At 35.9% G+C, this 24,018-nt stretch carries 24 protein-coding genes; 7 read left to right on the forward strand and 17 right to left on the reverse strand.

The features are described from left to right. Positions 1–51: 51 nt before the first annotated feature. From DN392_RS27430 to DN392_RS27460, 7 genes are all read right to left on the reverse strand, one after another. Positions 52–987 carry a YybS family protein gene (locus DN392_RS27430; protein ID WP_000799153.1) on the reverse strand — a complete coding sequence of 312 codons (936 nt, stop codon included), beginning with the start codon at positions 985–987 and terminating at the stop codon, positions 52–54. 80 nt (positions 988–1,067) lie between these two features. Then, entirely contained in the window at positions 1,068–1,301 is a 234-nt protein-coding gene (rpsR, locus tag DN392_RS27435; protein ID WP_000918874.1) for a 30S ribosomal protein S18, read from the reverse strand. 44 nt (positions 1,302–1,345) lie between these two features. Next, complete coding sequence (gene ssb, locus DN392_RS27440; RefSeq protein ID WP_149238154.1) at positions 1,346–1,903, reverse strand: single-stranded DNA-binding protein; 558 nt, start codon at positions 1,901–1,903, stop codon at positions 1,346–1,348. 26 nt (positions 1,904–1,929) lie between these two features. Next, positions 1,930–2,220 carry a 30S ribosomal protein S6 gene (gene rpsF / locus DN392_RS27445; protein WP_001233781.1) on the reverse strand — a complete coding sequence of 97 codons (291 nt, stop codon included), beginning with the start codon at positions 2,218–2,220 and terminating at the stop codon, positions 1,930–1,932. Positions 2,221–2,411: 191 nt separating this feature from the next. After that, positions 2,412–3,512, reverse strand: coding sequence for a redox-regulated ATPase YchF (gene ychF / locus DN392_RS27450; protein ID WP_000524662.1), 1,101 nt, complete (start codon positions 3,510–3,512; stop codon positions 2,412–2,414). Positions 3,513–3,627: 115 nt separating this feature from the next. After that, positions 3,628–3,825: a DUF951 domain-containing protein gene (locus DN392_RS27455; protein ID WP_000436051.1), complete on the reverse strand. Its 198-nt coding sequence runs from the start codon at positions 3,823–3,825 to the stop codon at positions 3,628–3,630. A 20-nt stretch (positions 3,826–3,845) separates the two neighbouring features. Beyond that, the gene (locus DN392_RS27460) at positions 3,846–4,703 is read right to left on the reverse strand and encodes a mechanosensitive ion channel family protein (protein ID WP_000362298.1); all 858 of its coding nucleotides are present in this window, start codon (positions 4,701–4,703) and stop codon (positions 3,846–3,848) included. A gap of 260 nt (positions 4,704–4,963) precedes the next feature. On the opposite strand from DN392_RS27460, the gene yyaC reads away from it, so the two are divergent. Continuing rightward, on the forward strand, positions 4,964–5,560 hold the full coding sequence (gene yyaC, locus DN392_RS27465; protein WP_001020739.1) for a spore protease YyaC: 597 nt from the start codon (positions 4,964–4,966) through the stop codon (positions 5,558–5,560). Positions 5,561–5,580: 20 nt separating this feature from the next. Here yyaC and spo0J read toward each other — a convergent pair whose 3' ends face one another. From spo0J to rpmH, 10 genes are all read right to left on the reverse strand, one after another. Next, positions 5,581–6,432, reverse strand: a complete 852-nt coding sequence (gene spo0J, locus DN392_RS27470; RefSeq protein WP_001051814.1) for a stage 0 sporulation protein Spo0J — start codon at positions 6,430–6,432, stop codon at positions 5,581–5,583. Further along, positions 6,425–7,186 carry a sporulation initiation inhibitor protein Soj gene (gene soj, locus DN392_RS27475; protein ID WP_000516117.1) on the reverse strand — a complete coding sequence of 254 codons (762 nt, stop codon included), beginning with the start codon at positions 7,184–7,186 and terminating at the stop codon, positions 6,425–6,427. The genes spo0J and soj overlap by 8 nt, the downstream gene beginning before the upstream one ends. A 189-nt stretch (positions 7,187–7,375) precedes the next feature. Continuing rightward, a complete protein-coding gene (noc, locus tag DN392_RS27480) occupies positions 7,376–8,248 on the reverse strand; it encodes a nucleoid occlusion protein (protein WP_000799025.1) in 873 nt (290 codons plus the stop codon). A 105-nt stretch (positions 8,249–8,353) separates the two neighbouring features. Next, positions 8,354–9,073 carry a 16S rRNA (guanine(527)-N(7))-methyltransferase RsmG gene (rsmG, locus tag DN392_RS27485; RefSeq protein ID WP_001019619.1) on the reverse strand — a complete coding sequence of 240 codons (720 nt, stop codon included), beginning with the start codon at positions 9,071–9,073 and terminating at the stop codon, positions 8,354–8,356. A gap of 21 nt (positions 9,074–9,094) precedes the next feature. Next, positions 9,095–10,984, reverse strand: coding sequence for a tRNA uridine-5-carboxymethylaminomethyl(34) synthesis enzyme MnmG (mnmG, locus tag DN392_RS27490; protein ID WP_000541059.1), 1,890 nt, complete (start codon positions 10,982–10,984; stop codon positions 9,095–9,097). Positions 10,985–11,030: 46 nt separating this feature from the next. Beyond that, positions 11,031–12,407 carry a tRNA uridine-5-carboxymethylaminomethyl(34) synthesis GTPase MnmE gene (mnmE, locus tag DN392_RS27495; protein ID WP_000393767.1) on the reverse strand — a complete coding sequence of 459 codons (1,377 nt, stop codon included), beginning with the start codon at positions 12,405–12,407 and terminating at the stop codon, positions 11,031–11,033. A 226-nt stretch (positions 12,408–12,633) separates the two neighbouring features. Next, positions 12,634–13,251 carry an RNA-binding cell elongation regulator Jag/EloR gene (gene jag, locus DN392_RS27500; protein WP_000111517.1) on the reverse strand — a complete coding sequence of 206 codons (618 nt, stop codon included), beginning with the start codon at positions 13,249–13,251 and terminating at the stop codon, positions 12,634–12,636. Then, entirely contained in the window at positions 13,248–14,015 is a 768-nt protein-coding gene (gene spoIIIJ, locus DN392_RS27505; RefSeq protein WP_000726758.1) for a YidC family membrane integrase SpoIIIJ, read from the reverse strand. The genes jag and spoIIIJ overlap by 4 nt, the downstream gene beginning before the upstream one ends. A gap of 52 nt (positions 14,016–14,067) precedes the next feature. After that, on the reverse strand, positions 14,068–14,415 hold the full coding sequence (rnpA, locus tag DN392_RS27510) for a ribonuclease P protein component (RefSeq protein WP_000731505.1): 348 nt from the start codon (positions 14,413–14,415) through the stop codon (positions 14,068–14,070). 76 nt (positions 14,416–14,491) lie between these two features. Further along, a complete protein-coding gene (gene rpmH / locus DN392_RS27515; protein WP_000831901.1) occupies positions 14,492–14,626 on the reverse strand; it encodes a 50S ribosomal protein L34 in 135 nt (44 codons plus the stop codon). Between the two features lie 565 nt (positions 14,627–15,191). On the opposite strand from rpmH, the gene dnaA reads away from it, so the two are divergent. The 6 genes from dnaA to gyrA all read left to right on the forward strand — a co-directional run bounded on the left by dnaA (position 15,192) and on the right by gyrA (position 23,851). After that, positions 15,192–16,532, forward strand: coding sequence for a chromosomal replication initiator protein DnaA (gene dnaA / locus DN392_RS27520; RefSeq protein ID WP_000428027.1), 1,341 nt, complete (start codon positions 15,192–15,194; stop codon positions 16,530–16,532). Between the two features lie 178 nt (positions 16,533–16,710). Next, positions 16,711–17,850: a DNA polymerase III subunit beta gene (dnaN, locus tag DN392_RS27525; RefSeq protein ID WP_001212890.1), complete on the forward strand. Its 1,140-nt coding sequence runs from the start codon at positions 16,711–16,713 to the stop codon at positions 17,848–17,850. Positions 17,851–17,977: 127 nt separating this feature from the next. Beyond that, positions 17,978–18,190, forward strand: coding sequence for a S4 domain-containing protein YaaA (gene yaaA, locus DN392_RS27530; protein ID WP_000821366.1), 213 nt, complete (start codon positions 17,978–17,980; stop codon positions 18,188–18,190). A gap of 12 nt (positions 18,191–18,202) precedes the next feature. Then, positions 18,203–19,330 carry a DNA replication/repair protein RecF gene (recF, locus tag DN392_RS27535; protein ID WP_000470742.1) on the forward strand — a complete coding sequence of 376 codons (1,128 nt, stop codon included), beginning with the start codon at positions 18,203–18,205 and terminating at the stop codon, positions 19,328–19,330. Positions 19,331–19,368: 38 nt separating this feature from the next. Then, positions 19,369–21,291 (forward strand): DNA topoisomerase (ATP-hydrolyzing) subunit B, encoded by a 1,923-nt coding sequence (gene gyrB / locus DN392_RS27540; RefSeq protein WP_000435974.1) that lies wholly within the window; start codon positions 19,369–19,371, stop codon positions 21,289–21,291. Between the two features lie 88 nt (positions 21,292–21,379). Next, positions 21,380–23,851 (forward strand): DNA gyrase subunit A, encoded by a 2,472-nt coding sequence (gene gyrA / locus DN392_RS27545; protein ID WP_001282860.1) that lies wholly within the window; start codon positions 21,380–21,382, stop codon positions 23,849–23,851. Positions 23,852–24,018: the final 167 nt, after the last annotated feature.

Genomic DNA, 24,018 nt, shown 5'->3' on the forward strand with positions numbered 1-24,018 from the left:
ACTCACCTTCCAGTTAGTTAAACAGATTAAAATAGTATAAGGAATATTACTTTATCCTCCTATTTTAGAACGCAATGAAATCCCTAAATCAATTATACCTAAGATTGTCACAAGAGGAAACAACATCGGTATAAACATGCAGACAATAAAACTAATAATAGGAATCCCTTTCGTAAAACCTTTGCTATGCGCTAGAAAAGCGATAAATGTCAGACCTTGTAGTACTAGTAGTAAAGCAAATATGACATATAGGTTAGAAAATACCATATGTAAATATGATGTCGGTTCTACTTTTATAAACGTTGATAGCAAAATAAATATAACGTAATACCAAACAATACTCTTTGGTAATTGTATATCTTTAAATTTAGGCCAAGGTTTAACGTCATGCTTTAGTTTTCTCAAAACACTACCTGATATCATAACTGTAATCCAAGAAAGACATACAGAAGCCATTACAAATATACTCGGGAATATCGTTTGTAATATATCATTCATTTGTGCAAGTAACTCTTTTTGTTCTTTACTAACCGGCATACCGGCAGCACTTGCTATCTTTTCACTTTGCACTACACTTTCATTAAACATATTTTGCATTTGCTTTATGAAATCTATGTTAAAAAACTTTATACTCGCAACATAAATGAGCATAATACCAACTAAGTATGCAAGTGAACCTGTTATCAAAATTTCCAACGGCTTTCTTTGCTGTTTATACATGTATCCTAAAACAATACCCATAACCCCAAACACGACCGTCTTTATTAGACCTATCGGTTGACCTAAAATAACAGCAATTAAAAATGCCGCCGTAAAAATTACAAAGGCGTTAGATAATCTATATCTTATCATTAGCAATATAAACGGCAATGGCAACGCAAACGTTACAACTCTACCTAAAATTGGAACATACATAGATATAAGCAATAACATTGCATATATCGCTAGCAACGCTGCACCCTCAGTAATAAATTTCGTATTCTTCATTATCTAACCTCTCTTTCAAAAAAGAAAAGCATAGCAAAATGCACAGTAGAGTCCTACTCTACTGTGCATTTCATACGCTATTATTCACCAACATATGGTAAAAGTGCCATTTGACGAGCACGTTTAATTGCAACTGTAAGTTTGCGTTGGTATTTTGCGCTTGTTCCTGTTACACGACGAGGTAAAATTTTACCACGCTCAGAAACGAAACGTTTTAATAAATCAACATCTTTATAGTCAATGCGAGTGATGCCGTTAGATGTGAAGAAACACACCTTACGACGTTTCGCACGTCCACCTTTGCGTCCTGCCATGTCTATTCCCTCCATTCTTTGTTAAAACTAACTAATTTACTGTATTAGAACGGTAAATCGTCGTCGGAAATGTCGATCGGTTGACCTACATTTGAAAATGGATCGTCATTCTTCGTAAATCCAGAGTTACCTTGGTTACCTTGGTTACCTTGGTTACCTTGGTTACCTTGGTTACCTTGGTTACCTGAATTACTAGATTGACCAAATGGGTTAGAGCTTTGGTTACCGAAACCAGCTCCTGATGGTTGCTGATTAAATGAACCACGTTGCTCCCCACCGCCATTACGCGGCTCTAAAAATTGTACGCTTTCCGCAAGAACTTCTGTTACATATACACGTTTACCATCTTGTCCATCGTAATTACGAGTTTGAAGACGTCCATCTACGCCTGCTAAGCTACCTTTTTTCAAATAATTTGCTACGTTTTCTGCTTGTTTACGCCATATTACACAATTAATAAAGTCAGCTTCACGCTCACCTTGTTGATTCGCAAATGCGCGATTCACAGCTAACGTAAAAGTAGCTACTGCAACACCATTGGGCGTGTAACGTAAGTCAGGGTCCTTAGTTAAACGACCAACGAGGATAACACGATTCATCAATCGAACCACTCTCCCTTATATATCAATTATTTTTCTTCTTCTTTAACAACGATATGACGAAGGATGTCTTCGTTGATCTTAGCTAAACGGTCGAATTCGTTAATCGCTTCTGCGTTAGAGTTCACGTTTAAGATCATGTAGAAACCTTCACGTAAGTCGTTGATTTCGTAAGCTAAACGACGCTTACCCCACTCTTTCGTGTTAATGATTTCTGCACCATTGTTTGTTAAAACACCTGCGAAACGTTCAACTAAAGCTTTTTGAGCTTCTTCTTCAACGCCAGGACGAATGATGTACATAATTTCGTACTTTCTCATTACACTTTCACCTCCTTTTGGTCTAAACGGCCCATAATGGGCAAGGAGCAATTAATTTATAGTAATTACTCACGAGTTTAGATTATATCATAGTAAGTTAGATGAATCAACTCACCCATGCATAAAAAACTTGGCAAACACATAATATATTTGCCAAGCTCATATCTTTATTTTTCCTAGGAAATATTAAATTAAACGTTGAAGCGGAAGTGCATAACGTCTCCGTCTTTTACGATATACTCTTTTCCTTCTAAACGAACTTTACCAGCTTCTTTTGCAGCTGTCATAGAACCGTTTGTCATTAAGTCTTCGTAAGAAACTGTTTCCGCACGAATAAATCCACGCTCAAAGTCTGTATGAATTACGCCAGCACATTGTGGTGCTTTCATACCTTGTTTAAACGTCCATGCACGTACTTCTTGCACACCAGCTGTGAAGTAAGTAGCAAGTCCTAATAAATCATATGCAGCACGAATTAATTGATCTAAACCAGATTCTTCAATGCCTAGTTCTTCAAGGAATACTTTTTTCTCTTCCTCGTCTAGCTCAGCGATTTCTTCTTCGATTTTTGCACATACAACGATTACTTGAGAATTTTCATTTGCAGCAAATTCTTTTACCATTTGTACATATTTATTTTCAGAAGGATCCATAATATCATCTTCACTTACGTTTGCTACGTATAACATTTCTTTCGTTGTAAGTAAATGAAGGCCTTTAACAATCTTCATTTGTTCTTCTGTAAATTCAACAGTACGAGCTGGTTTTCCCTCTTCAAAAGCTTCTTTTAAACGAACTAAAATTTCATGCTCATATACTGCTTCTTTATCTTTTTGTCTCGCTAACTTCGCAACGCGCTCGATACGTTTATCAACAGATTCTAAATCCGCTAAGATTAGCTCTAAGTTGATTGTTTCAATATCATCGATTGGATCTACTTTCCCTGAAACGTGTGTAATATTTTCGTCTTCAAAACAACGAACAACTTGGCAAATTGCATCTACTTGGCGAATGTGAGATAAGAATTTATTTCCTAAACCTTCACCTTTACTAGCACCTTTTACGATACCTGCAATATCAGTAAACTCAAATACAGTCGGAACAGTTTTTTTCGGTTCTACTAATTCCGTTAATTTATTTAAACGCTCATCTGGTACTTCTACAATCCCTACGTTTGGATCAATTGTACAGAATGGATAGTTTGCAGATTCTGCTCCTGCTTGTGTAATTGCATTAAATAAAGTTGACTTCCCTACGTTAGGTAATCCAACAATCCCAGCCGTTAATCCCATATTTTTCACTCCTATGTCTCAATCTTTCATCATTATAGATAGTAACGAAAAAAATGACAAGTTTCCTCCAAACGAAAAAAAGTAACAGCTACCCATTGCAACTGTTACTTTCTCTCTATTCTTCGTGCTTCACAAGTATTTTTTTCACCTTACGATCAAATTCTCTTCGAGGAATCATTACTGAATGGTCACATCCCTCGCACTTAATGCGGATATCCATTCCCATACGAATAATCTTCCAGCGATTCTCACCACATGGGTGGGCTTTCTTCATTTCCACAACATCGTACAAGTTATACTGCTTTTGCTCCATTCTCCAAACCCCTCTCCATACTAAATTGCTTTTCCACTCACCAATTCTTCACGATTATATAAAACCATACGTGGATATGGAATTTCAATCCCATGTAAATCTAGACGATTTTTAATTTCTTTACGAAGGGCTCTCGCAACAACCGCATGTTGCATCGGCTCTACTTCCGCAATAACACGTAATATAACTTCTGATGCAGCCAATGTTTGCACACCTAATAACTGAGGCTTTGCTACCATTTGCGTATACTGTGCAGGTAATTCTTCTAATAACTCTTCAATGACTTGCTCCGCTTTCGCTATGTCAGCCTCATACGAAATGGATACATCAACAAATGCTACACTATTACTAACTGAATAGTTCGTAACTTGAATAATACTTCCATTTGGTAAAGTATGAATTTCGCCTGTCCAACTCTTTACTTTTGTTGTACGAAGTCCAATTTCTAGAACGACACCTTCAAACTGACCAATTTTTACATAGTCACCTACTGAAAATTGATCTTCTAGCAAAATAAATAACCCCGTAATAACATCTTTTACTAAACTTTGAGCACCAAATCCGACTGCTAAACCAATTACCCCGGCACCCGCTAATAAACCAGATGCATTAATATTAAACACACCCAAAATCGCAATTAACATAATGAACATAACAACGTATGCCACAATATTTTCAAGTAACTTCGCTACTGTAACTGTACGACGTTCTGAAATTTGAATTGGCGAACGGCTTCCCATACGAAACGCATTTCGTACAATTGCACGCGCAACTCGCACAATAATTGCACCAAGTATTAAAATAACGACTATTTTTAGTGATTTCACACCTATATTCGTCCAATCAATGGACTCAAACCATTTCAACGCTAAATCCATGTACCTCTACCTCTCCAGCTAAAATTTCTTTTTAATCATCCTTCTCATTGTATCAGAAGTCACCCTGATTTCTGAAAAATTTTTATGACTTTAATTGCATTTGTTAACTTCCATGCAGGTATAAAATGGAACGAATATATATATACTAGTACTATTATTTCCGTTTTCACTCAAGTTTTACAAGAAATACGCACTTATAGTTTTCCATTTTACTCATCATATAACATATTTTGAAAATTTATTAAAAGGATGGATGCTTCATGAATATTGGAAGTTTTCGCTTACCCTTTTTCGAAAAAGAAACTCAAAATGTTATGCACCAAGACGTAGAAGCCTCCGAGACAATTAGTAACTTCTTACTTTCCCATATCCCTATTAAAACGAATATACCGATTATTCTCGTTTGTATCGGAACAGATCGTTCTACAGGCGATGCACTCGGTCCGTTAGTCGGTACGAAACTAGAACAAGTAGGGATTAAAAACTTCCAAGTGTTCGGCACACTAGATGAGCCAGTGCATGCGCTAAATTTAGAAGAAAGAATTCAGAATATACAGAAAGATAATCCTACTTCATTTATAATTGCGGTTGATGCCTGTTTAGGAAAGTCTCAAAGCATCGGTTCCATCACTACCGGAATGGGGCCTAGTAAACCTGGAGCTGCGATGAACAAAAAATTACCTGCAGTTGGTGATTTACATATTCATGGCATCGTAAATCTAAATGGTTTTATGGAGTTTTTCGTCCTGCAAAATACAAGATTAAGTTTAGTCATGAAAATGGCTGATGTAATTGCACAAAGTATAAAAGAAACAGACCAAAAATTATCTGTATTAAAAAAAGCAAACCATCTATAAATAATAAGATGGTTTGCTTTTTAGTTTTTCTGCGCTAATAATTCTAAAATACGATTTAAATCTTCTTTATTAAAAAATTCAATTTCGATTTTACCTTTTTCTTTTTTCGTTTCTTTAATTTTCACATCTGTGCCAAACTTTTCTCTTAAGAACGTTTCGCGTTCTACGAAAAATATGTTTCTCTCTTTTTTCACTTGTTTTGTTTCACGTGAAACGCGTTGATTAATCTCCTGAACAATTTTCTCTAATTGACGAACGTTTAATCCTTCTTTTTCGATTCGTTTTAATAACGATTTCAATTGTTCTTCATCTTTTATAGTAAGCAAAGTTCTCCCATGGGCCATTGAAAGTTGACCATTTGCAATCATATCTTGCACAAAAGAAGGGAGGCTTAATAACCGCGTATAATTTGCAATGTAAGGTCTGCTCTTACCAAGACGTTTTGCTAATTGTTCTTGCGTTACATTTAGCTCATTCATTAACATTTGATATGCCATTGCTTCTTCCATTGGGTTTAAATCTTCTCGTTGTAAGTTTTCAAGCAATGCAAACTCCATCATTTGCTGCTCATTTAATTGTCTTACAACAGCAGGTACCTTTTCGAGCCCTGCCTCTTTGGCAGCACGATATCTTCTTTCACCTGCAACAATTTCATATCCTTTAATACTCTTCCTAGCAATTAACGGTTGCAATATGCCGTGCTCTTTAATAGAGGCCGATAATTCTTGAATTGCCTCTTTATTAAAGTGTTTACGTGGTTGATATGGATTCGGTCTTAATTCAGTTATCACAATCTCCTGAATTGCCTCTTCTTCTTTCACATCTAAATCAGGAAAAAACACATTAATTCCTCTTCCTAATCCTTTAGCCACCTGCAATCACTTCCTCTGCTAAATCTATATATACTTCTGCCCCTCTTGATTTAGCGTCATACTGCATAATTGGTTTCCCATGACTTGGTGCCTCACTTAAACGAACATTACGAGGAATAATCGAACGGTATACTTTATCCCTAAAGTACTTTTTCACTTCATCTATAACCTGAATCCCTAAATTCGTACGGGCATCCAACATCGTTAACAATACACCTTGAATTGCTAGATTTTTATTTAAGTGCTTTTGCACAAGTCGAACTGTATTTAATAGCTGACTTAATCCTTCTAGTGCGTAATATTCGCATTGAACAGGAATAATAACAGAATCTGCTGCGGTTAATGCATTAATCGTTAATAACCCTAAGGACGGGGGACAATCGATAATAATATAGTCATATTCATCACGAACTGGCTGTAATGCCCTTTGTAAACGTACTTCCCGGGAAATAGTCGGTACCAATTCAATTTCAGCTCCTGCCAATTGAATTGTAGCGGGTAGAACATCTAAGTTTTCAGTTGCGGTTTTACGTATAACCCCTTGAACATCTGCATCTTCCACAAGAACATTGTAAATACATTGATCTAATTCGGATTTTTCAATTCCCACACCAGTCGTTGCATTTCCTTGAGCGTCAATATCTACAAGAAGGACTTTTTTACCTACTTGTGCCAATCCAGCCCCTAAATTAACAGATGTTGTTGTTTTTCCAACGCCACCTTTTTGATTGGCAATAGCAATGATTTTTCCCATGATGTCACCTACTTTCAACCTTTCTATCTTATTCTAGTAACAATTATGTTTATTGTAACATGAAATAAAAGTTTTTCTTTTACGTCCTTATTAAACTTCAAAATTTATTTCTAAACTCCTTCTTCATCTAACAAGAAAATATAGTAAAAGAGACCTATCCAATAGGATAAGGTCTCTAACACGCCATTATTATTTTTTCTTCGGAATTTTAATTGTAATTTGATAGTACTCATCAAATTCTTCTTCCGCAGAATTAACATTTAAACCACTGTCAGCAACCATTTGTAATGACTGCCTAATTGTATTCATGGCAATTCTCGTATCTCGACTTACTGCTTTTTGCTTTGCCTTACGCTTCGGTTTGGCTTCTTCTAGTAATTTCGCAATTCGTTCCTCTGTTTGTTTTACATTCAGTTGTTTCTCCACAATTTCCTGTAAAACCTTCAGTTGTAATTCCTCATTCTTTAAAGGAATGAGAGCGCGGGCATGACGTTCTGTAATACTTTTTTCTAATAACGCACGTTTTATTTCTTCAGGCAACTTTAACAATCGCAACTTATTTGCGATTGTGGATTGTCCTTTTCCAAGTCGTTGTGCCAATGCTTCTTGTGTTAAATTATGTAACTCAATTAGCTTTTGATATGCCACAGCTTCCTCGATTGCTGTTAGTTCCTCACGTTGCAAGTTTTCAATTAAAGCTACAGAAGCTGTCTCTGTATCATTTAAGTTCTTTATAATTGCAGGAACCTTTTCCCACCCTAACTTTGTTGCCGCACGGAAACGCCTTTCTCCAGCGATAATCTCGTACTTGTCATCCTCATATTGCCTCACAACAATCGGCTGAATCAGCCCATGTGTACGAATCGTTAGTGCTAGCTCTTCAATTCGTGCATCATCAAAAACTGTTCGTGGTTGATAACGGTTAGGGGTAATATTTACTATCGGAATTTCTTGTATTTCTTCATATACCTTTTTATCTATTTCTTCATGGCTTTCGTCTTGTAATTCGAATTCGCTCTCTTTATCTCCAAAGCCAAATAAACGAGAAAACGTATTTTTCATACATATTCCACCACCTTTTAGGCCTATTGACTATTCTCCATAAAATGTTTCCTATGAAACATTTACGTTTTCATTTATATAATTTAATCTTACGTCTAATAAGATTTATTTTTCAATAGGTAATTTATTGGGTGTTCCCGGTTTGCGTGGATATTTCTTTGGTGTCTTGCGCTTTTTCTCGATTAATAAAATATTACGTTCACTTTCTTCAAACGGTAATTGGAACGTAGACATTTCTTTTAAATTCCCGCCTAGCACCTCTAAAGCATACTTGCCATTTTCAATTTCTTCGTTTGCTGCGGCACCTTTCATTGCAATGAATGTTCCCCCAACTTTTACAAGTGGTAAACATAGCTCACTCAATACCGAAAGACGCGCAACTGCACGTGCCATTACAATATCGTACGATTCACGTACACCTTCTTTTTTCCCAAATGTTTCCGCACGATCGTGACAAAACGCAACGTCACCTAATTCCAACTTTTGTGCTAAATGATTTAAGAAGTTAATACGTTTTTGCAATGAGTCTACAATTGTTACTTTTAAGTGCGGGAAACAGATTTTCAAAGGAATACTTGGGAATCCAGCTCCTGCGCCAACATCACAAATTGAGAATGGTTCTGAAAAATCATAATAAAAAGCAGCTGTAATGGAATCAAAAAAGTGTTTTAAATATACTTCCTCTTTCTCCGTAATAGCCGTTAAGTTCATTTTTTCATTCCACTCTACTAATGTTTCAAAGTAGATTTCGAACTGCTCTAACTGTCTAGAAGAGAGGGTGATACCCTTCTCTTCTAGCATAGATTGAAATTGTTCTATGTTCATCTAACAATATCTCCTTACTATTTATTGGTTCGATACTCGCGCAATTTTTCCTTGTTCAATATACACAAGTAAAATAGAAACATCCGCTGGATTCACGCCAGAAATACGTGAAGCCTGCCCCATTGAAAGTGGACGAACATCTTTCAATTTCTGTCTCGCTTCTGAGGCAAGGCTAGAAATCGCATCATAATCAATATCCACAGGGATTTTTTTGTTTTCCATTTTCTTCATACGCTCTACTTGCTGTAAGGATTTTTCGATATATCCTTCATACTTAATCTGAATTTCAACTTGTTCTGTAATTTCATCACTTAATTCTACTTCACTTGGTACTAAAAGATGAATATGTTCATATGTCATCTCTGGACGACGTAATAAGTCACTTGCACGTATTCCATCTTTCAATTCACTTCCGCCAATACTACGAATTAATTCTTGAACTTCAGGACGTGGTTTAATAATGATGCTGCTTAAACGTTCCTTTTCCTGTTCAATTTTTAATTTTTTATTTGTAAATCGCTCATAGCGCTCTTCTTTAATTAATCCAATTTCACGACCAACTTCAGTTAAACGAAGATCAGCATTATCGTGGCGTAATAATAGGCGATATTCTGCACGAGATGTTAATAAGCGATATGGTTCATTTGTACCTTTCGTTACAAGATCATCAATTAAGACACCAATATAAGCATCCGCGCGACCTAAAATAACTTCTTTTTTACCTAAAGAACGACATGCTGCATTAATCCCAGCCATAAGCCCTTGTCCTGCCGCCTCTTCGTAACCAGAAGTTCCGTTAATTTGTCCTGCTGTATATAAATTCTTAATTTTTTTCGTTTCAAGTGTTGGCCATAGTTGTGTTGGCACAATTGCATCATATTCAATTGCATAACCTGTACGCATCATTTCAACGTTTTCTAGGCCAGGTATTGTTCTAAGCATATCACGTTGTACATCTTCTGGTAAGCTTGTGGATAAACCTTGTACATACACTTCTTGTGTATTACGTCCTTCTGGCTCTAAGAAAATTTGATGACGTGGTTTATCATTAAATCTTACTACTTTGTCTTCAATTGAAGGACAATATCTAGGTCCTGTTCCCTTAATCATACCAGAATACATAGCTGAGCGATGTAGGTTTTCATCTATTAAACGATGTGTTTCCGTACTTGTATACGTCAACCAACATGGAATTTGATCCATAATAAATTTTGTCGTTTCAAAAGAGAAAGCTCGTGGTTTATCATCACCTGGCTGAATTTCTGTTTTACTGTAATCAATCGTATTACTATTTACACGCGGAGGTGTACCTGTTTTAAATCTAACAAGATCAAATCCAAGCTCCTCTAAATGTTCGGATAAAGTAATAGATGGTTGTTGATTATTCGGACCGCTCGAATATTTTAAATCCCCCATAATAATCTCACCGCGTAAAAATGTTCCAGTTGTAATTACAACTGTTTTGGCTGTATATTCAGCACCAGCTTGCGTAACTACGCCTTTACATTCGCCATCTTCAACGATTAAACGCTCAACCATTCCTTGGAACAACGTTAAATTTGGTGTTTCTTCAATTGTTTTCTTTAATTCATGCTGGTAAGAGAACTTATCTGCTTGTGCGCGAAGCGCGCGTACAGCTGGTCCTTTACCTGTATTTAACATACGCATTTGAATATATGTTTTATCAATGTTGCGTCCCATTTCTCCGCCTAATGCATCAATTTCCCGAACAACAATCCCTTTTGCTGGTCCACCAACAGAAGGGTTACATGGCATAAAAGCCACCATATCTAAATTAATTGTTAACATTAATGTTTTGGAGCCCATTCGTGCTGCCGCAAGACCAGCTTCACATCCTGCATGACCTGCACCGATTACTATGACATCGTATGAACCGGCATTGTATCCCATTGTTTATTCCTCCTAAAAATCTCTATCTTTCTAAAACATCGCTATATTATTTTCCTAAACAAAATTGAGAGAACAACTGGTCAATTAGGCTTTCATGGACGGTATCACCAGTAATTTCACCAAGTATTTCCCACGTTCTTGTTAAATCAATTTGCACCATATCAATTGGAACACCATTTTCTATTGCCTCAATTGCATCTCCAATTGTTTTTCCTGCTTGTGTTAATAATCCAATATGTCTCGCGTTAGAAACATATGTCACATCTGCAGAATCAATTGTTCCTTCAAAGAATAAATCAGCTATTGCCTTTTCAAGCTCATCTATTCCTTGTTCCTCAATTAACGATGTTGTAATAATACGATTTCCCGCTGCCAATTCTGTAACACGTTCCATATCGATTACTTGCGATAAATCTGTCTTATTTACAATAACAATGAAATCTTTTCCTTGTACGGCACGGAATAGATCTTCATCCTCATGCGTTAAAGCCTCGCTATAATTAACGACAACTAACACTAAATCAGCTTGGCTCATCATTTCTTTTGAACGCTCTACACCAATTCGTTCAACAACATCTTCTGTTTCACGAATCCCGGCTGTATCTATAAGTTTAAGTGGTACACCACGCACATTAACGTACTCTTCAATAACATCACGAGTTGTTCCTGCAATATCAGTTACAATTGCCTTTTTCTCCTGAACAAGACTATTTAATAGCGATGACTTCCCAACGTTAGGTCTACCGATGATTGCAGTAGCAATACCTTCACGTAAAATCTTTCCTTGCTTCGATGTTTCTAATATTTTTGCAATTTCCGTACGAACATGTGTAGCTTTCTCAATTAAAATATTATGTGTCATTTCTTCCACATCATCATATTCCGGGTAATCTATGTTTACCTCAACATGAGCCAACGTTTCTAATATGTCCTGACGCAGACGGCCGATTAATTTAGATAATCGTCCTTCCATTTGATTAATCGCTACGTTCATTGCGCGATCTGTTTTTGCACGGATTAAGTCCATAACAGCTTCTGCTTGTGATAAATCAATACGGCCATTTAAAAAAGCACGTTTTGTAAATTCACCAGGCTCTGCTAATCTTACTCCTTGCGCTAAAATAAGCTGCAATACTTTATTTACCGAAACAAGTCCGCCGTGACAGTTAATTTCCACTATATTTTCACGTGTAAAAGTCCTTGGTGCACGCAGAATAGATACCATCACTTCTTCAATAACCTGATTTGTATCTAAATCGACAATATGACCATAATGAATTGTGTGAGAAGGAACTTCTGTTAAATCCTTCCCTTTAAAAATACGATTAACTTTTTCAACCGCATCATCCCCACTTACTCGAACAATGGCAATTGCACCCTCTCCAAGCGCTGTGGAAATCGCGGCAATTGTATCAAATTCCATGTCCTTTCACCTCACTTGCTTATTTATCTCTATTTCAACTTGATTATTTTCTTCACTAAATTATTAGAATACCATAACGAACCTATCTACAAAAGAATAATAACTCATTTTATTATGTCCTCATGTGAAAAACACTAAACTTATTCACAGTGGATAAGTTTAGTGTTTTTTAGTTATCCACACCTATTTTCCCCTCAAAAAAACCGGCACTCAATTGAGTAACCGGTCACTTGGAAGATATTACAACATGTCGATGTGGTTCTTTTCCTTCAGAAGTTGTAATGATATTTTGATGATTAGATAATGCTTGGTGGATAATCTTTCGTTCAAAAGATGGCATAGGCTCCAACACAACTCTTTTTTTCGTACTTACTACTTGTTTTGCTAATCGATAAGAAAGTGCTTCTAATGTACCTTTTCTTTTACTACGATAATTTTCAGCATCTAGTGTGATGCCAATATACTGCTTCGTACTACGATTCGCCACAAGTTTTGTTAAATACTGCAAAGAATTCAAGGTGTTTCCTCTTTTCCCAATCAAAACACCTATGTTTTCGCCAGAAATTGTAAATTCAATCTCGCGTCCTTTTACAATTTTACTAATCTCAGCTTCCACACCCATATCATGAATAATATTTTTTAAATATTCTTCACATTCTTGAATCGGATCTTTCTTCAATACAACTTCTACTACTGCAGGTCGATTCCCAAATAAACCTAGGAACCCTCTTTTACCCTCATCGATAATATTTATATCTACTCGGTCTTTTAGAACATTTAGTTGCCTTAAAGCATCTTGTACTGCCAGCTCGACTGTTTGTCCTTTAGCAGTAATTACACTCACTTGCTTGATCCTTCTGCCTTACTAGCCTTAATTTCTGGCCCCTTGATCAAGTACATTTGAGCGATACCAAAGATATTACCAACAACCCAGTAAAGTGATAATGCAGCTGGGAAGTTAATTGCAAAGACTAAAATCATAATTGGCATAAGCCAAATCATCATTGCCATTTGCGGATTTTGACCAGCTGTTCCTGCCATTGCAAGCTTTTGCTGAATAAATGTCGTAATTGCCGCAACAACCGGTAAGATATAGTACGGATCTGCCTGCCCTAAATCGAACCATAAAAATGTATGCTTACTAATTTCTGCTGTTCTCATAATCGCATGGTAAAACGCGAATAAAATAGGCATCTGAATGAATATTGGTAAACATCCTGCTAATGGGTTTACACCATTTTTTTGATATAACTGCATCATTTCTTGTTGTAGTTTTTGCTGTGTTGCTTGATCTTTAGAACTATATTTCTCTTTTAACTTAACCATTTCTGGTTGTAACGCCTGCATTGCTTTCGTACTCTTCGTTTGTTTAATCATTAATGGTAATAATGCAAAACGAATGATAAGAGTTGTAACAACGATTGCTAAACCGTAATTACTACCAAATAAGTTGGCAAAATACGTAATTAACTGAGAAAGCGGATATACGAAATATTCATTCCAAATTCCAGTACTTTTCGGTGTAATCGGCTGATTCACTTCACTACAGCCAGTAGCAATTGCCATTAATGCAATAACCATGGCTAGTAAACCTATTTTCTTTTTCAAAGCCTGCTCCTCCTTGTTTCGGTATGTATATAGTGTAATTCATTTCCTTACGCTACTTTTTTATTCTTTTCATACCAGAGCGTTTAAAGACATGAATTAAGCTTTTCTTTAATTCTTCATATGTCATCTCTGCACAAGGCTTCCTTGCTATTATAACAAAATCTTTTCCAGAATCTATCTCATCTTTTAATTCTGTGATCGACTGGCGAATCATACGTTTAATTCGGTTACGCACTACTGCATTTCCTATTTTCTTGCTGACAGAAAGGCCAATACGAAAGTTTGGCTGCTCTCCCTTATCTAGTTGATAGACAACAAGCTGACGGTTAGCATTCGATTTTCCTTTTTGAAAAACCGTCTGGAATTCATCATTCTTTTTTATACGATATTTTTTCTTCATATCAATTGACACTCCTGTAGTTCATCAGTGGAAATTCACTATTATTAGAAAAAAAGACCACTGAACGATCAGTGGTCTACGCAGATAATACTTTTCTTCCTTTACGACGACGAGCTGCTAGCACTTTACGTCCGTTCGCTGTGCTCATACGGCTGCGGAAACCATGTACTTTGCTGCGCTTACGTTTATTTGGTTGGTAAGTTCTTTTCATTATATGACACCTCCCTGAGGAATATCTGTTAAAGACAGTCCTATAAATTATAGTTAATCAACTAGGAAAATGTCAATGGTTCTCGAAATTTTCATCAAATATTCATTTTGAACCTATTCACATACTTTTTCACAGACCCTATATTTCCTTGTGGATAAATGTTTTTTCTTGGTTTTTATATCCACAAACCCTTTTCGTACTTTTACACAGTATATCGTGTTGTGGACAAGTTTATTCCACAAGGTATTGATTTTGTGGATAACTTTCTTAAATTCATTGCTATAGCTACTTTTTTTTGATATTATAGTTGTGTTTTCACTTTGAATAAGTTTTCCACACCTTTATCTTATCCACAATTTGTGTATAACATGTGGACAGTTTTAATCACATGTGGGTAAATACTTATCCACATTTGCTTTTTTTGTCGAAAACCCTATCTCATATACAAACGACGTTTTTAGGTTTTAAAATACGTTTCGTATAAATATACATTTTATATTTATTTAGGTTGTACATTTGTTGCGCAACCTTATTCTTTTACCATCTTAGTAAAGGAGGGACACCTTTGGAAAACATCTCTGATTTATGGAACAGCGCCTTAAAAGAACTAGAAAAAAAGGTCAGTAAACCAAGTTATGAAACATGGTTAAAATCAACAACCGCACATAATTTAAAGAAAGACGTGTTAACAATTACAGCTCCAAATGAATTCGCTCGTGATTGGTTAGAATCTCATTATTCAGAGCTAATTTCGGAAACACTTTATGATTTAACGGGGGCAAAATTAGCTATTCGCTTTATTATTCCCCAAAGTCAAGCTGAAGAGGAGATTGATCTTCCTCCTTCTAAACCAAATTCAGCACAAGATGATTCTAATCATTTACCACAGAGTATGCTAAATCCAAAATATACGTTTGATACATTTGTTATTGGCTCTGGTAACCGTTTTGCTCACGCTGCTTCATTGGCCGTAGCCGAAGCGCCAGCTAAAGCATATAATCCACTCTTTATTTACGGGGGAGTTGGACTCGGAAAGACCCATTTAATGCATGCAATTGGTCATTATGTAATTGAACATAACCCAAACGCAAAGGTTGTATATTTATCATCAGAAAAATTTACAAATGAATTCATTAATTCTATTCGTGATAATAAAGCGGTCGATTTTCGTAATAAATACCGTAATGTAGATGTTTTATTGATAGATGATATTCAATTTCTAGCAGGAAAAGAACAAACTCAAGAAGAGTTTTTCCATACATTCAATGCATTACACGAAGAAAGTAAACAAATTGTAATTTCAAGTGATCGGCCACCAAAAGAAATTCCAACTTTAGAAGATCGTCTTCGTTCTCGCTTTGAATGGGGACTCATTACGGATATTACGCCACCAGATTTAGAAACACGAATTGCAATTTTACGTAAAAAAGCAAAGGCTGAAGGACTCGATATACCAAATGAGGTTATGCTTTATATTGCAAATCAAATTGATTCAAACATTCGTGAACTAGAAGGTGCACTTATCCGAGTAGTAGCTTATTCATCTTTAATTAACAAAGATATTAATGCTGATTTAGCAGCTGAAGCACTTAAAAATATTATTCCAAATTCTAAACCAAAAATTATCTCCATTTATGATATTCAAAAGGCTGTCGGGGACGTTTATCAAATAAAACTGGAAGATTTCAAGGCGAAAAAGCGAACAAAATCAGTTGCCTTCCCTCGCCAAATTGCAATGTATTTATCACGCGAACTTACAGATTACTCCTTACCTAAAATCGGTGAAGAATTTGGTGGACGTGATCATACAACAGTTATCCATGCTCATGAAAAAATTTCTAAGCTGCTTAAAACGGATACGCAATTACAAAAACAAGTTGAAGAAATTAACGATATTTTAAAGTAGTAGCTGAATAGTGTGAATAACTCCCCTTGTTTTACGCACAGTCTATCCACATGTAGATAGACTGTTTTTACATCGTTCAACGGGGTTATCCACATATCCACAGGTCCTATTACTATTACTACTATATTTTATCTTTATTAATTAAATAAAATATTATACTTACCGGAGGTTTTTCTTTATGCGTTTTACAATACAAAAAGACTATCTTGTAAGAAGTGTACAAGATGTAATGAAGGCTGTTTCTTCTCGTACAACAATTCCGATCCTTACAGGAATTAAAGTTGTGGCTACGGAAGAAGGAGTTACGTTAACAGGAAGCGATGCTGATATTTCTATTGAATCTTTTATCCCAGTTGAAGACAATGGAAAAGAGATCGTAGAAGTAGCACAATCAGGAAGTATTATTTTACAAGCAAAATATTTTAGTGAGATTGTAAAAAAATTACCTAAAGAGACTGTCGAAATTTCTGTGGAAAATCATTTTATGACAAAAATAATTTCTGGAAAATCAGAGTTTAATTTAAATGGTTTAGATTCTGCTGAATATCCATTGTTACCACAAATTGAAGAACACCATGTTTTTAAGATTCCAACAGATTTACTGAAACATATGATCAGACAAACTGTATTTGCAGTTTCCACTTCTGAAACAAGACCGATCTTGACAGGTGTAAACTGGAAAGTATATAACAGCGAATTAACTTGCATTGCTACAGATAGTCACAGGTTAGCTCTTCGAAAAGCAAAAATCGAAGGAATCGCAGATGAATTTCAAGCGAGTGTTGTTATTCCAGGTAAAAGCTTAAATGAATTAAGCAAAATTCTAGATGAGTCTGAAGAAATGGTAGATATCGTTATTACGGAGTATCAAGTATTATTCCGTACAAAGCATTTATTATTCTTCTCAAGATTGTTAGAAGGTAATTATCCGGATACAACTCGTTTAATTCCAGCCGAAAGTAAAACAGATATTTTTGTAAATACAAAAGAATTTTTACAAGCAATTGATCGTGCATCTTTATTAGCAAGGGATGGTCGTAATAATGTTGTAAAATTATCAACTTTAGAACAGGAAATGCTAGAAATTTCTTCGAATTCACCAGAAATTGGGAAAGTAGTAGAAGAAGTTCAATGTGAAAAAGTGGATGGGGAAGAGTTAAAAATATCTTTTAGTGCAAAATATATGATGGATGCACTAAAAGCTTTAGATAGTACTGAAATTAAAATTAGCTTTACTGGTGCGATGAGACCATTCTTAATTCGTACAGTAAATGATGAGTCCATTATTCAATTAATTTTACCGGTTCGTACTTACTAAGTCAGAAGTAAGGGTTGCTAGTTTTCAGATACTAGTAGCCCTTATTTGATTTTTGGGTATTACTTTCCTAATGTTAGTTTATTTAGTACAATGAAAGAATGAACACTTTCAGAAAGTGAGCGATTTTATGAAACGTATTAAAATTTCAACAGAGTATATTACACTAGGACAATTTTTGAAGTTAGCCGATGTAATTGATACAGGTGGCGCTGTAAAATGGTTTTTACAAGAATATGAAGTGTACGTGAATCAAGAACTTGAAAATAGAAGAGGTCGCAAATTATATGCGAACGATATTATTGAAATTCCAGGAAGCGGAAGTTTCCAAGTTCAGGCATAAAGGGGGAGCCCTTTGTTTATTTCAGAAATACAATTAAAAAACTATCGCAATTATGAAAAGTTAGAGCTTTCCTTTGAAGATAAAGTGAATGTGATTATCGGTGAAAACGCACAAGGGAAAACGAATTTGATGGAAGCTATTTATGTTTTAGCGATGGCGAAATCTCATAGAACCTCTAATGATCGCGAGCTTATCCGTTGGGATGAAGACTTCGGTCAAATTAAAGGGAAATTACAAAAGAGAAATAGTTCTTTGTCTTTGGAATTAAATATTTCGAAAAAAGGTAAAAAGGCAAAATTAAATCAACTTGAACAACAAAAATTGAGTCAATATATTGGTATGATGAATGTTGTCATGTTTGCCCCAGAAGATTTAAATCTTGTAAAAGGAAGCCCTCAAGTAAGAAGACGCTTTTTAGATATGGAATTAGGCCAAATAGCTCCAATCTATTTGTATGAATTGAGTCAATATCAAAAGGTGCTCACGCAACGAAATCACTTGCTGAAAAAGATGCAAGGGAATAGTAAGAATGAGGAAACGATGTTGGATGTATTTACACTTCAACTTATTGAGCATGGTGCAAAAATATTGCAAAAACGGTTTGAATTTTTGCATTTACTACAAGAATGGGCAGCTCCAATTCATCGCGGTATAAGCCGCGGATTAGAAGAATTAGAAATTGTCTATAAACCAAGTGTAGATGTATCAGAATCAATGGATTTGTCGAAAATAAAAGAAGTATACTATGAAAATTTTCAATCTGTGAAACAACGTGAGATTTTCCGTGGTACGACTTTAATTGGTCCTCATCGTGATGATTTACAATTCTTCGTTAATAGTAAAAATGTTCAAGTCTTTGGTTCGCAAGGACAACAACGAACGACCGCACTGTCCCTAAAATTAGCTGAAATTGAATTGATTTACTCAGAAGTTAAGGAATATCCGATTCTTTTATTGGATGATGTATTATCAGAATTAGATGATTATCGTCAATCGCATCTGTTAAATACAATTCAAGGAAAAGTGCAAACATTTGTGACAACGACGAGTGTCGACGGAATTGAACACGAAACATTAAAAGAAGCGAAAACAATTCATGTAACGAACGGCACGGTAGATTGTGAAATAGATAGGGCGTAATCCCTATTTAAATGGAAAAGTAGGTGATCTTTGTGTCAATGGAACAAAAGCAAATGGAAGAAAACTCATATGATGAAAGTCAGATACAGGTACTTGAAGGATTAGAAGCGGTTCGAAAACGCCCTGGGATGTATATTGGATCTACAAGTGGAAAAGGACTTCACCATCTTGTGTGGGAAATCGTCGATAATAGTATTGATGAAGCACTTGCAGGGTATTGTGATGAAATTAACGTTAGTATCGAAGAAGATAATAGTATTCTTGTAACGGATAATGGACGTGGTATTCCAGTTGGTATACAAGAAAAAATGGGACGTCCTGCTGTAGAAGTTATAATGACCGTTCTTCATGCTGGTGGTAAGTTTGGCGGTGGCGGTTATAAAGTTTCCGGTGGTTTGCATGGTGTTGGGGCATCTGTAGTAAATGCTCTATCAACAGAACTAGAGGTATTTGTACATCGTGAAGGCAAAATCCATTATCAAAAATACGAAAGAGGTATCCCGGTTGCGGATTTAAAAGTCATTGGTGACACAGATCAAACAGGGACGATAACTCGATTTAAACCAGATCCAGAAATTTTTCAGGAAACAATAGTATACGAATTTGATACGTTAGCAACTCGTATGCGCGAATTAGCATTTTTAAATCGTAATATTAAATTAACAATTGAAGATAAACGTGAACATAAACAGAAGAAAGAATTCCATTATGAAGGTGGAATTAAATCATATGTTGAACATTTAAATCGTTCAAAACAGCCAATTCATGAAGAACCTGTATATGTAGAGGGTTCAAAAGATGGTATTCAGGTTGAAGTTGCGCTTCAATATAACGAAGGATACACAAATCATATTTACTCATTTACAAATAATATTCATACGTATGAAGGTGGTACACATGAGGTAGGATTTAAAACAGCCTTAACTCGTGTGATCAACGACTATGGTCGTAAAAATAATATTTTAAAAGATGCGGATAGTAATTTAACTGGTGAAGATGTTCGTGAAGGTTTAACAGCGATTGTGTCAATTAAACATCCAAATCCACAATTCGAAGGACAAACGAAGACGAAACTTGGAAATAGTGAAGCAAGAACAATTACAGAGTCAGTATTCTCAGAGGCATTTGAAAAGTTCTTACTGGAAAATCCGAATGTTGCACGTAAGATTATAGATAAAGGGACGATGGCAGCGCGTGCGCGTGTAGCAGCTAAAAAGGCTCGTGAGTTAACTCGCCGAAAGAGTGCTTTAGAAGTTTCAAGTTTACCAGGGAAATTGGCAGACTGTTCTTCTAAAGATCCAGCAATTAGTGAAATCTATATCGTAGAGGGTGACTCTGCGGGTGGGTCTGCAAAACAAGGGCGTGATCGTCATTTCCAAGCAATTTTACCGCTGAAGGGTAAAATTATTAATGTTGAAAAGGCACGTTTAGATAAGATTTTATCAAATGATGAAGTTCGTACAATTATTACGGCGATTGGTACAAATATCGGCGGAGACTTCGCTATTGAAAAAGCACGCTATCATAAAGTTATTATTATGACGGATGCCGATGTTGATGGTGCGCATATTCGTACCCTATTATTAACGTTCTTCTATCGCTATATGCGTCAAATAATTGAGTGCGGTTATATATATATTGCACAGCCACCTTTGTTTAAAGTACAACAAGGTAAGAAAATTCAATATGCGTACAATGATAAGGAACTTGAAAAAATCTTAGCTGAATTACCAGCCCAACCTAAGCCGGGGATTCAGCGCTATAAAGGTCTAGGGGAAATGAATCCAACTCAGTTATGGGAGACGACAATGGACCCAGAAGTACGTTCATTACTTCAAGTTTCACTTCAAGATGCAATTGAAGCGGATGAAACATTTGAAATTTTGATGGGAGATAAAGTAGAGCCACGTCGTAACTTTATCCAAGAAAATGCAAAATACGTGAAAAACCTTGATATTTAAATGGGCAATGACAGGAATCTAAGTATTCCTGTCTTCTACATATAAATCAATGTATGTGTAACGGAAATGTAAGAGGAGGTGCTGGTTGATGTCAGACAATCAACAACAAGCACGAATTCGAGAAATTAATATTAGTCATGAAATGCGTACCTCGTTTTTAGATTACGCAATGAGTGTTATCGTATCTCGTGCATTACCAGATGTTCGTGATGGATTAAAACCTGTGCATCGTAGGGTTTTATATGCGATGAATGATTTAGGAATTACAGCTGATAAAGCGTATAAAAAATCAGCGCGTATTGTCGGTGAAGTAATCGGTAAGTATCACCCTCACGGTGATTCAGCTGTTTACGAGACGATGGTACGTATGGCGCAAGATTTTAGTCAACGTTATATGCTTGTTGATGGGCATGGTAACTTTGGTTCTGTTGATGGTGATTCAGCAGCAGCGATGCGTTATACAGAAGCAAGAATGTCTAAGATTTCTATGGAATTAATACGTGATATTTCAAAAAATACGATTGATTATCAAGATAACTATGATGGTTCTGAAAGAGAGCCAATTGTATTGCCAGCGCGTTTCCCTAATTTATTAGTGAATGGTACGACGGGTATTGCGGTAGGTATGGCAACGAATATTCCACCGCATCAACTCGGTGAAGTAATTGATGGTGTATTGGCACTAAGCCATAATCCCGACATTACGATTGCGGAATTAATGGAGTTTATTCCAGGACCAGATTTTCCAACAGCAGGTTTAATTTTGGGACGAAGTGGGATTCGAAGAGCGTATGAAACAGGTAGAGGCTCTATTATGCTTCGAGCTAAAGTTGAAATTGAAGAGAAGTCAAATGGTAAACAATCTATTCTCGTAACTGAACTACCTTATCAAGTTAATAAGGCGCGATTAATTGAAAAAATTGCAGAATTAGTTCGTGATAAGAAAATTGAAGGTATTACGGATTTACGTGATGAGTCAGATCGAAACGGTATGCGTATTGTTATGGAAGTACGCCGTGATGCCAATGCCAATGTACTATTAAACAATCTATATAAACATACAGCACTTCAAACAAGTTTCGGTATTAATATGTTGTCTCTTGTAAATGGAGAACCACAAGTACTAAATTTAAAACAAAATTTATATCATTACTTGGAGCATCAGAAGGTAGTAATTCGTCGACGTACTGCTTATGAATTAGAAAAAGCAGAGGCGCGTGCTCATATTTTAGAAGGATTACGAATTGCTCTAGATCATCTAGATGAAGTTATTACGTTAATTCGTAGTTCGAAAACAGCAGATATTGCAAAACAAGGCTTAATGGAACGTTTCGGTTTAAGTGAGAAACAAGCACAAGCAATTTTAGATATGCGTCTGCAACGTTTAACAGGATTAGAACGTGAAAAAATTGAGCAAGAATATCAAGAATTAATGAAGTTAATCGCTGAATTAAAAGCAATCTTAGCAGATGAAGAGAAAGTTCTTGAGATTATTCGTGAAGAATTAACGGAAGTAAAAGAACGCTTCAATGATAAGAGACGAACGGAAATTACAATTGGTGGCATGGAATTTATTGAAGATGAAGATTTGATTCCAGAGCAAAACATCGCTATTACGTTAACTCATAATGGTTATATTAAGAGGTTACCGGCTTCTACGTACAAAACACAGAACCGTGGTGGACGTGGTGTGCAAGGAATGGGAACAAATGATGATGATTTCGTAGAGCATTTATTAACTACTTCTACGCATGATCACATTTTATTCTTTACTAATAAAGGGAAAGTATACCGTACGAAAGGATATGAAATCCCAGAGTATAGTCGTACAGCAAAAGGTATACCTATTATTAACTTATTAGGTGTAGATAAGGGTGAATGGATTAACGCCATTATTCCAATTCGTGAATTTGGTGATGATGAATTCTTATTCTTCACAACAAAACAAGGTATTTCTAAGAGAACGCCACTTTCATCATTTGCAAATATACGTACGAATGGTTTAATCGCCATCTCTCTTCGTGAAGAGGATGAAGTAATATCTGTACGTTTAACATCTGGTGATAAGGATATTATTGTAGGAACAAGCAATGGTATGTTAATTCGCTTTAACGAGCAAGATGTGCGTTCTATGGGACGTAATGCGGCTGGTGTAAAAGCAATTACATTAGGTGATGAAGATCAAGTTGTAGGCATGGAAATTGTCGAAGAGGATGTAAATGTTCTAATCGTAACGAAAAATGGTTATGGAAAACGTACACCTATTGATGAATACCGTCTACAAAGCCGTGGTGGTAAAGGTCTGAAGACTTGTAATATTACAGATAAAAACGGTAAATTAGTAGCTGTTAAATCTGTAACAGGTGAAGAAGATATCATGTTAATTACGGCAGCAGGTGTTATTATTCGTATGCCAGTTGATCAAATCTCTCAAATGGGACGTAATACACAAGGTGTTCGTCTAATTCGATTAGAGGATGAGCAAGAGGTAGCGACGGTAGCAAAAGCACAGAAAGATGAAGAAGAGGAATCTAATGAAGAGGTTTCTTCTGAAGAATAAGAGGGGGATTTTTCCTCCTCTTATTTTTTTATAATAATACTTGCATAGCAATGGAAAACTCTATATAATAGGCAGAGTCAGCAAATGAGAGATACAAATTATCTTAAAAAACTTGTTGACGAAAATAATATACTATGATATATTATGAAAGTCGCTGAAACGCGATG

This window comes from Bacillus sp. BB51/4 (assembly GCF_008368845.1).
GTDB classification, from domain to species: domain Bacteria; phylum Bacillota; class Bacilli; order Bacillales; family Bacillaceae_G; genus Bacillus_A; species Bacillus_A wiedmannii.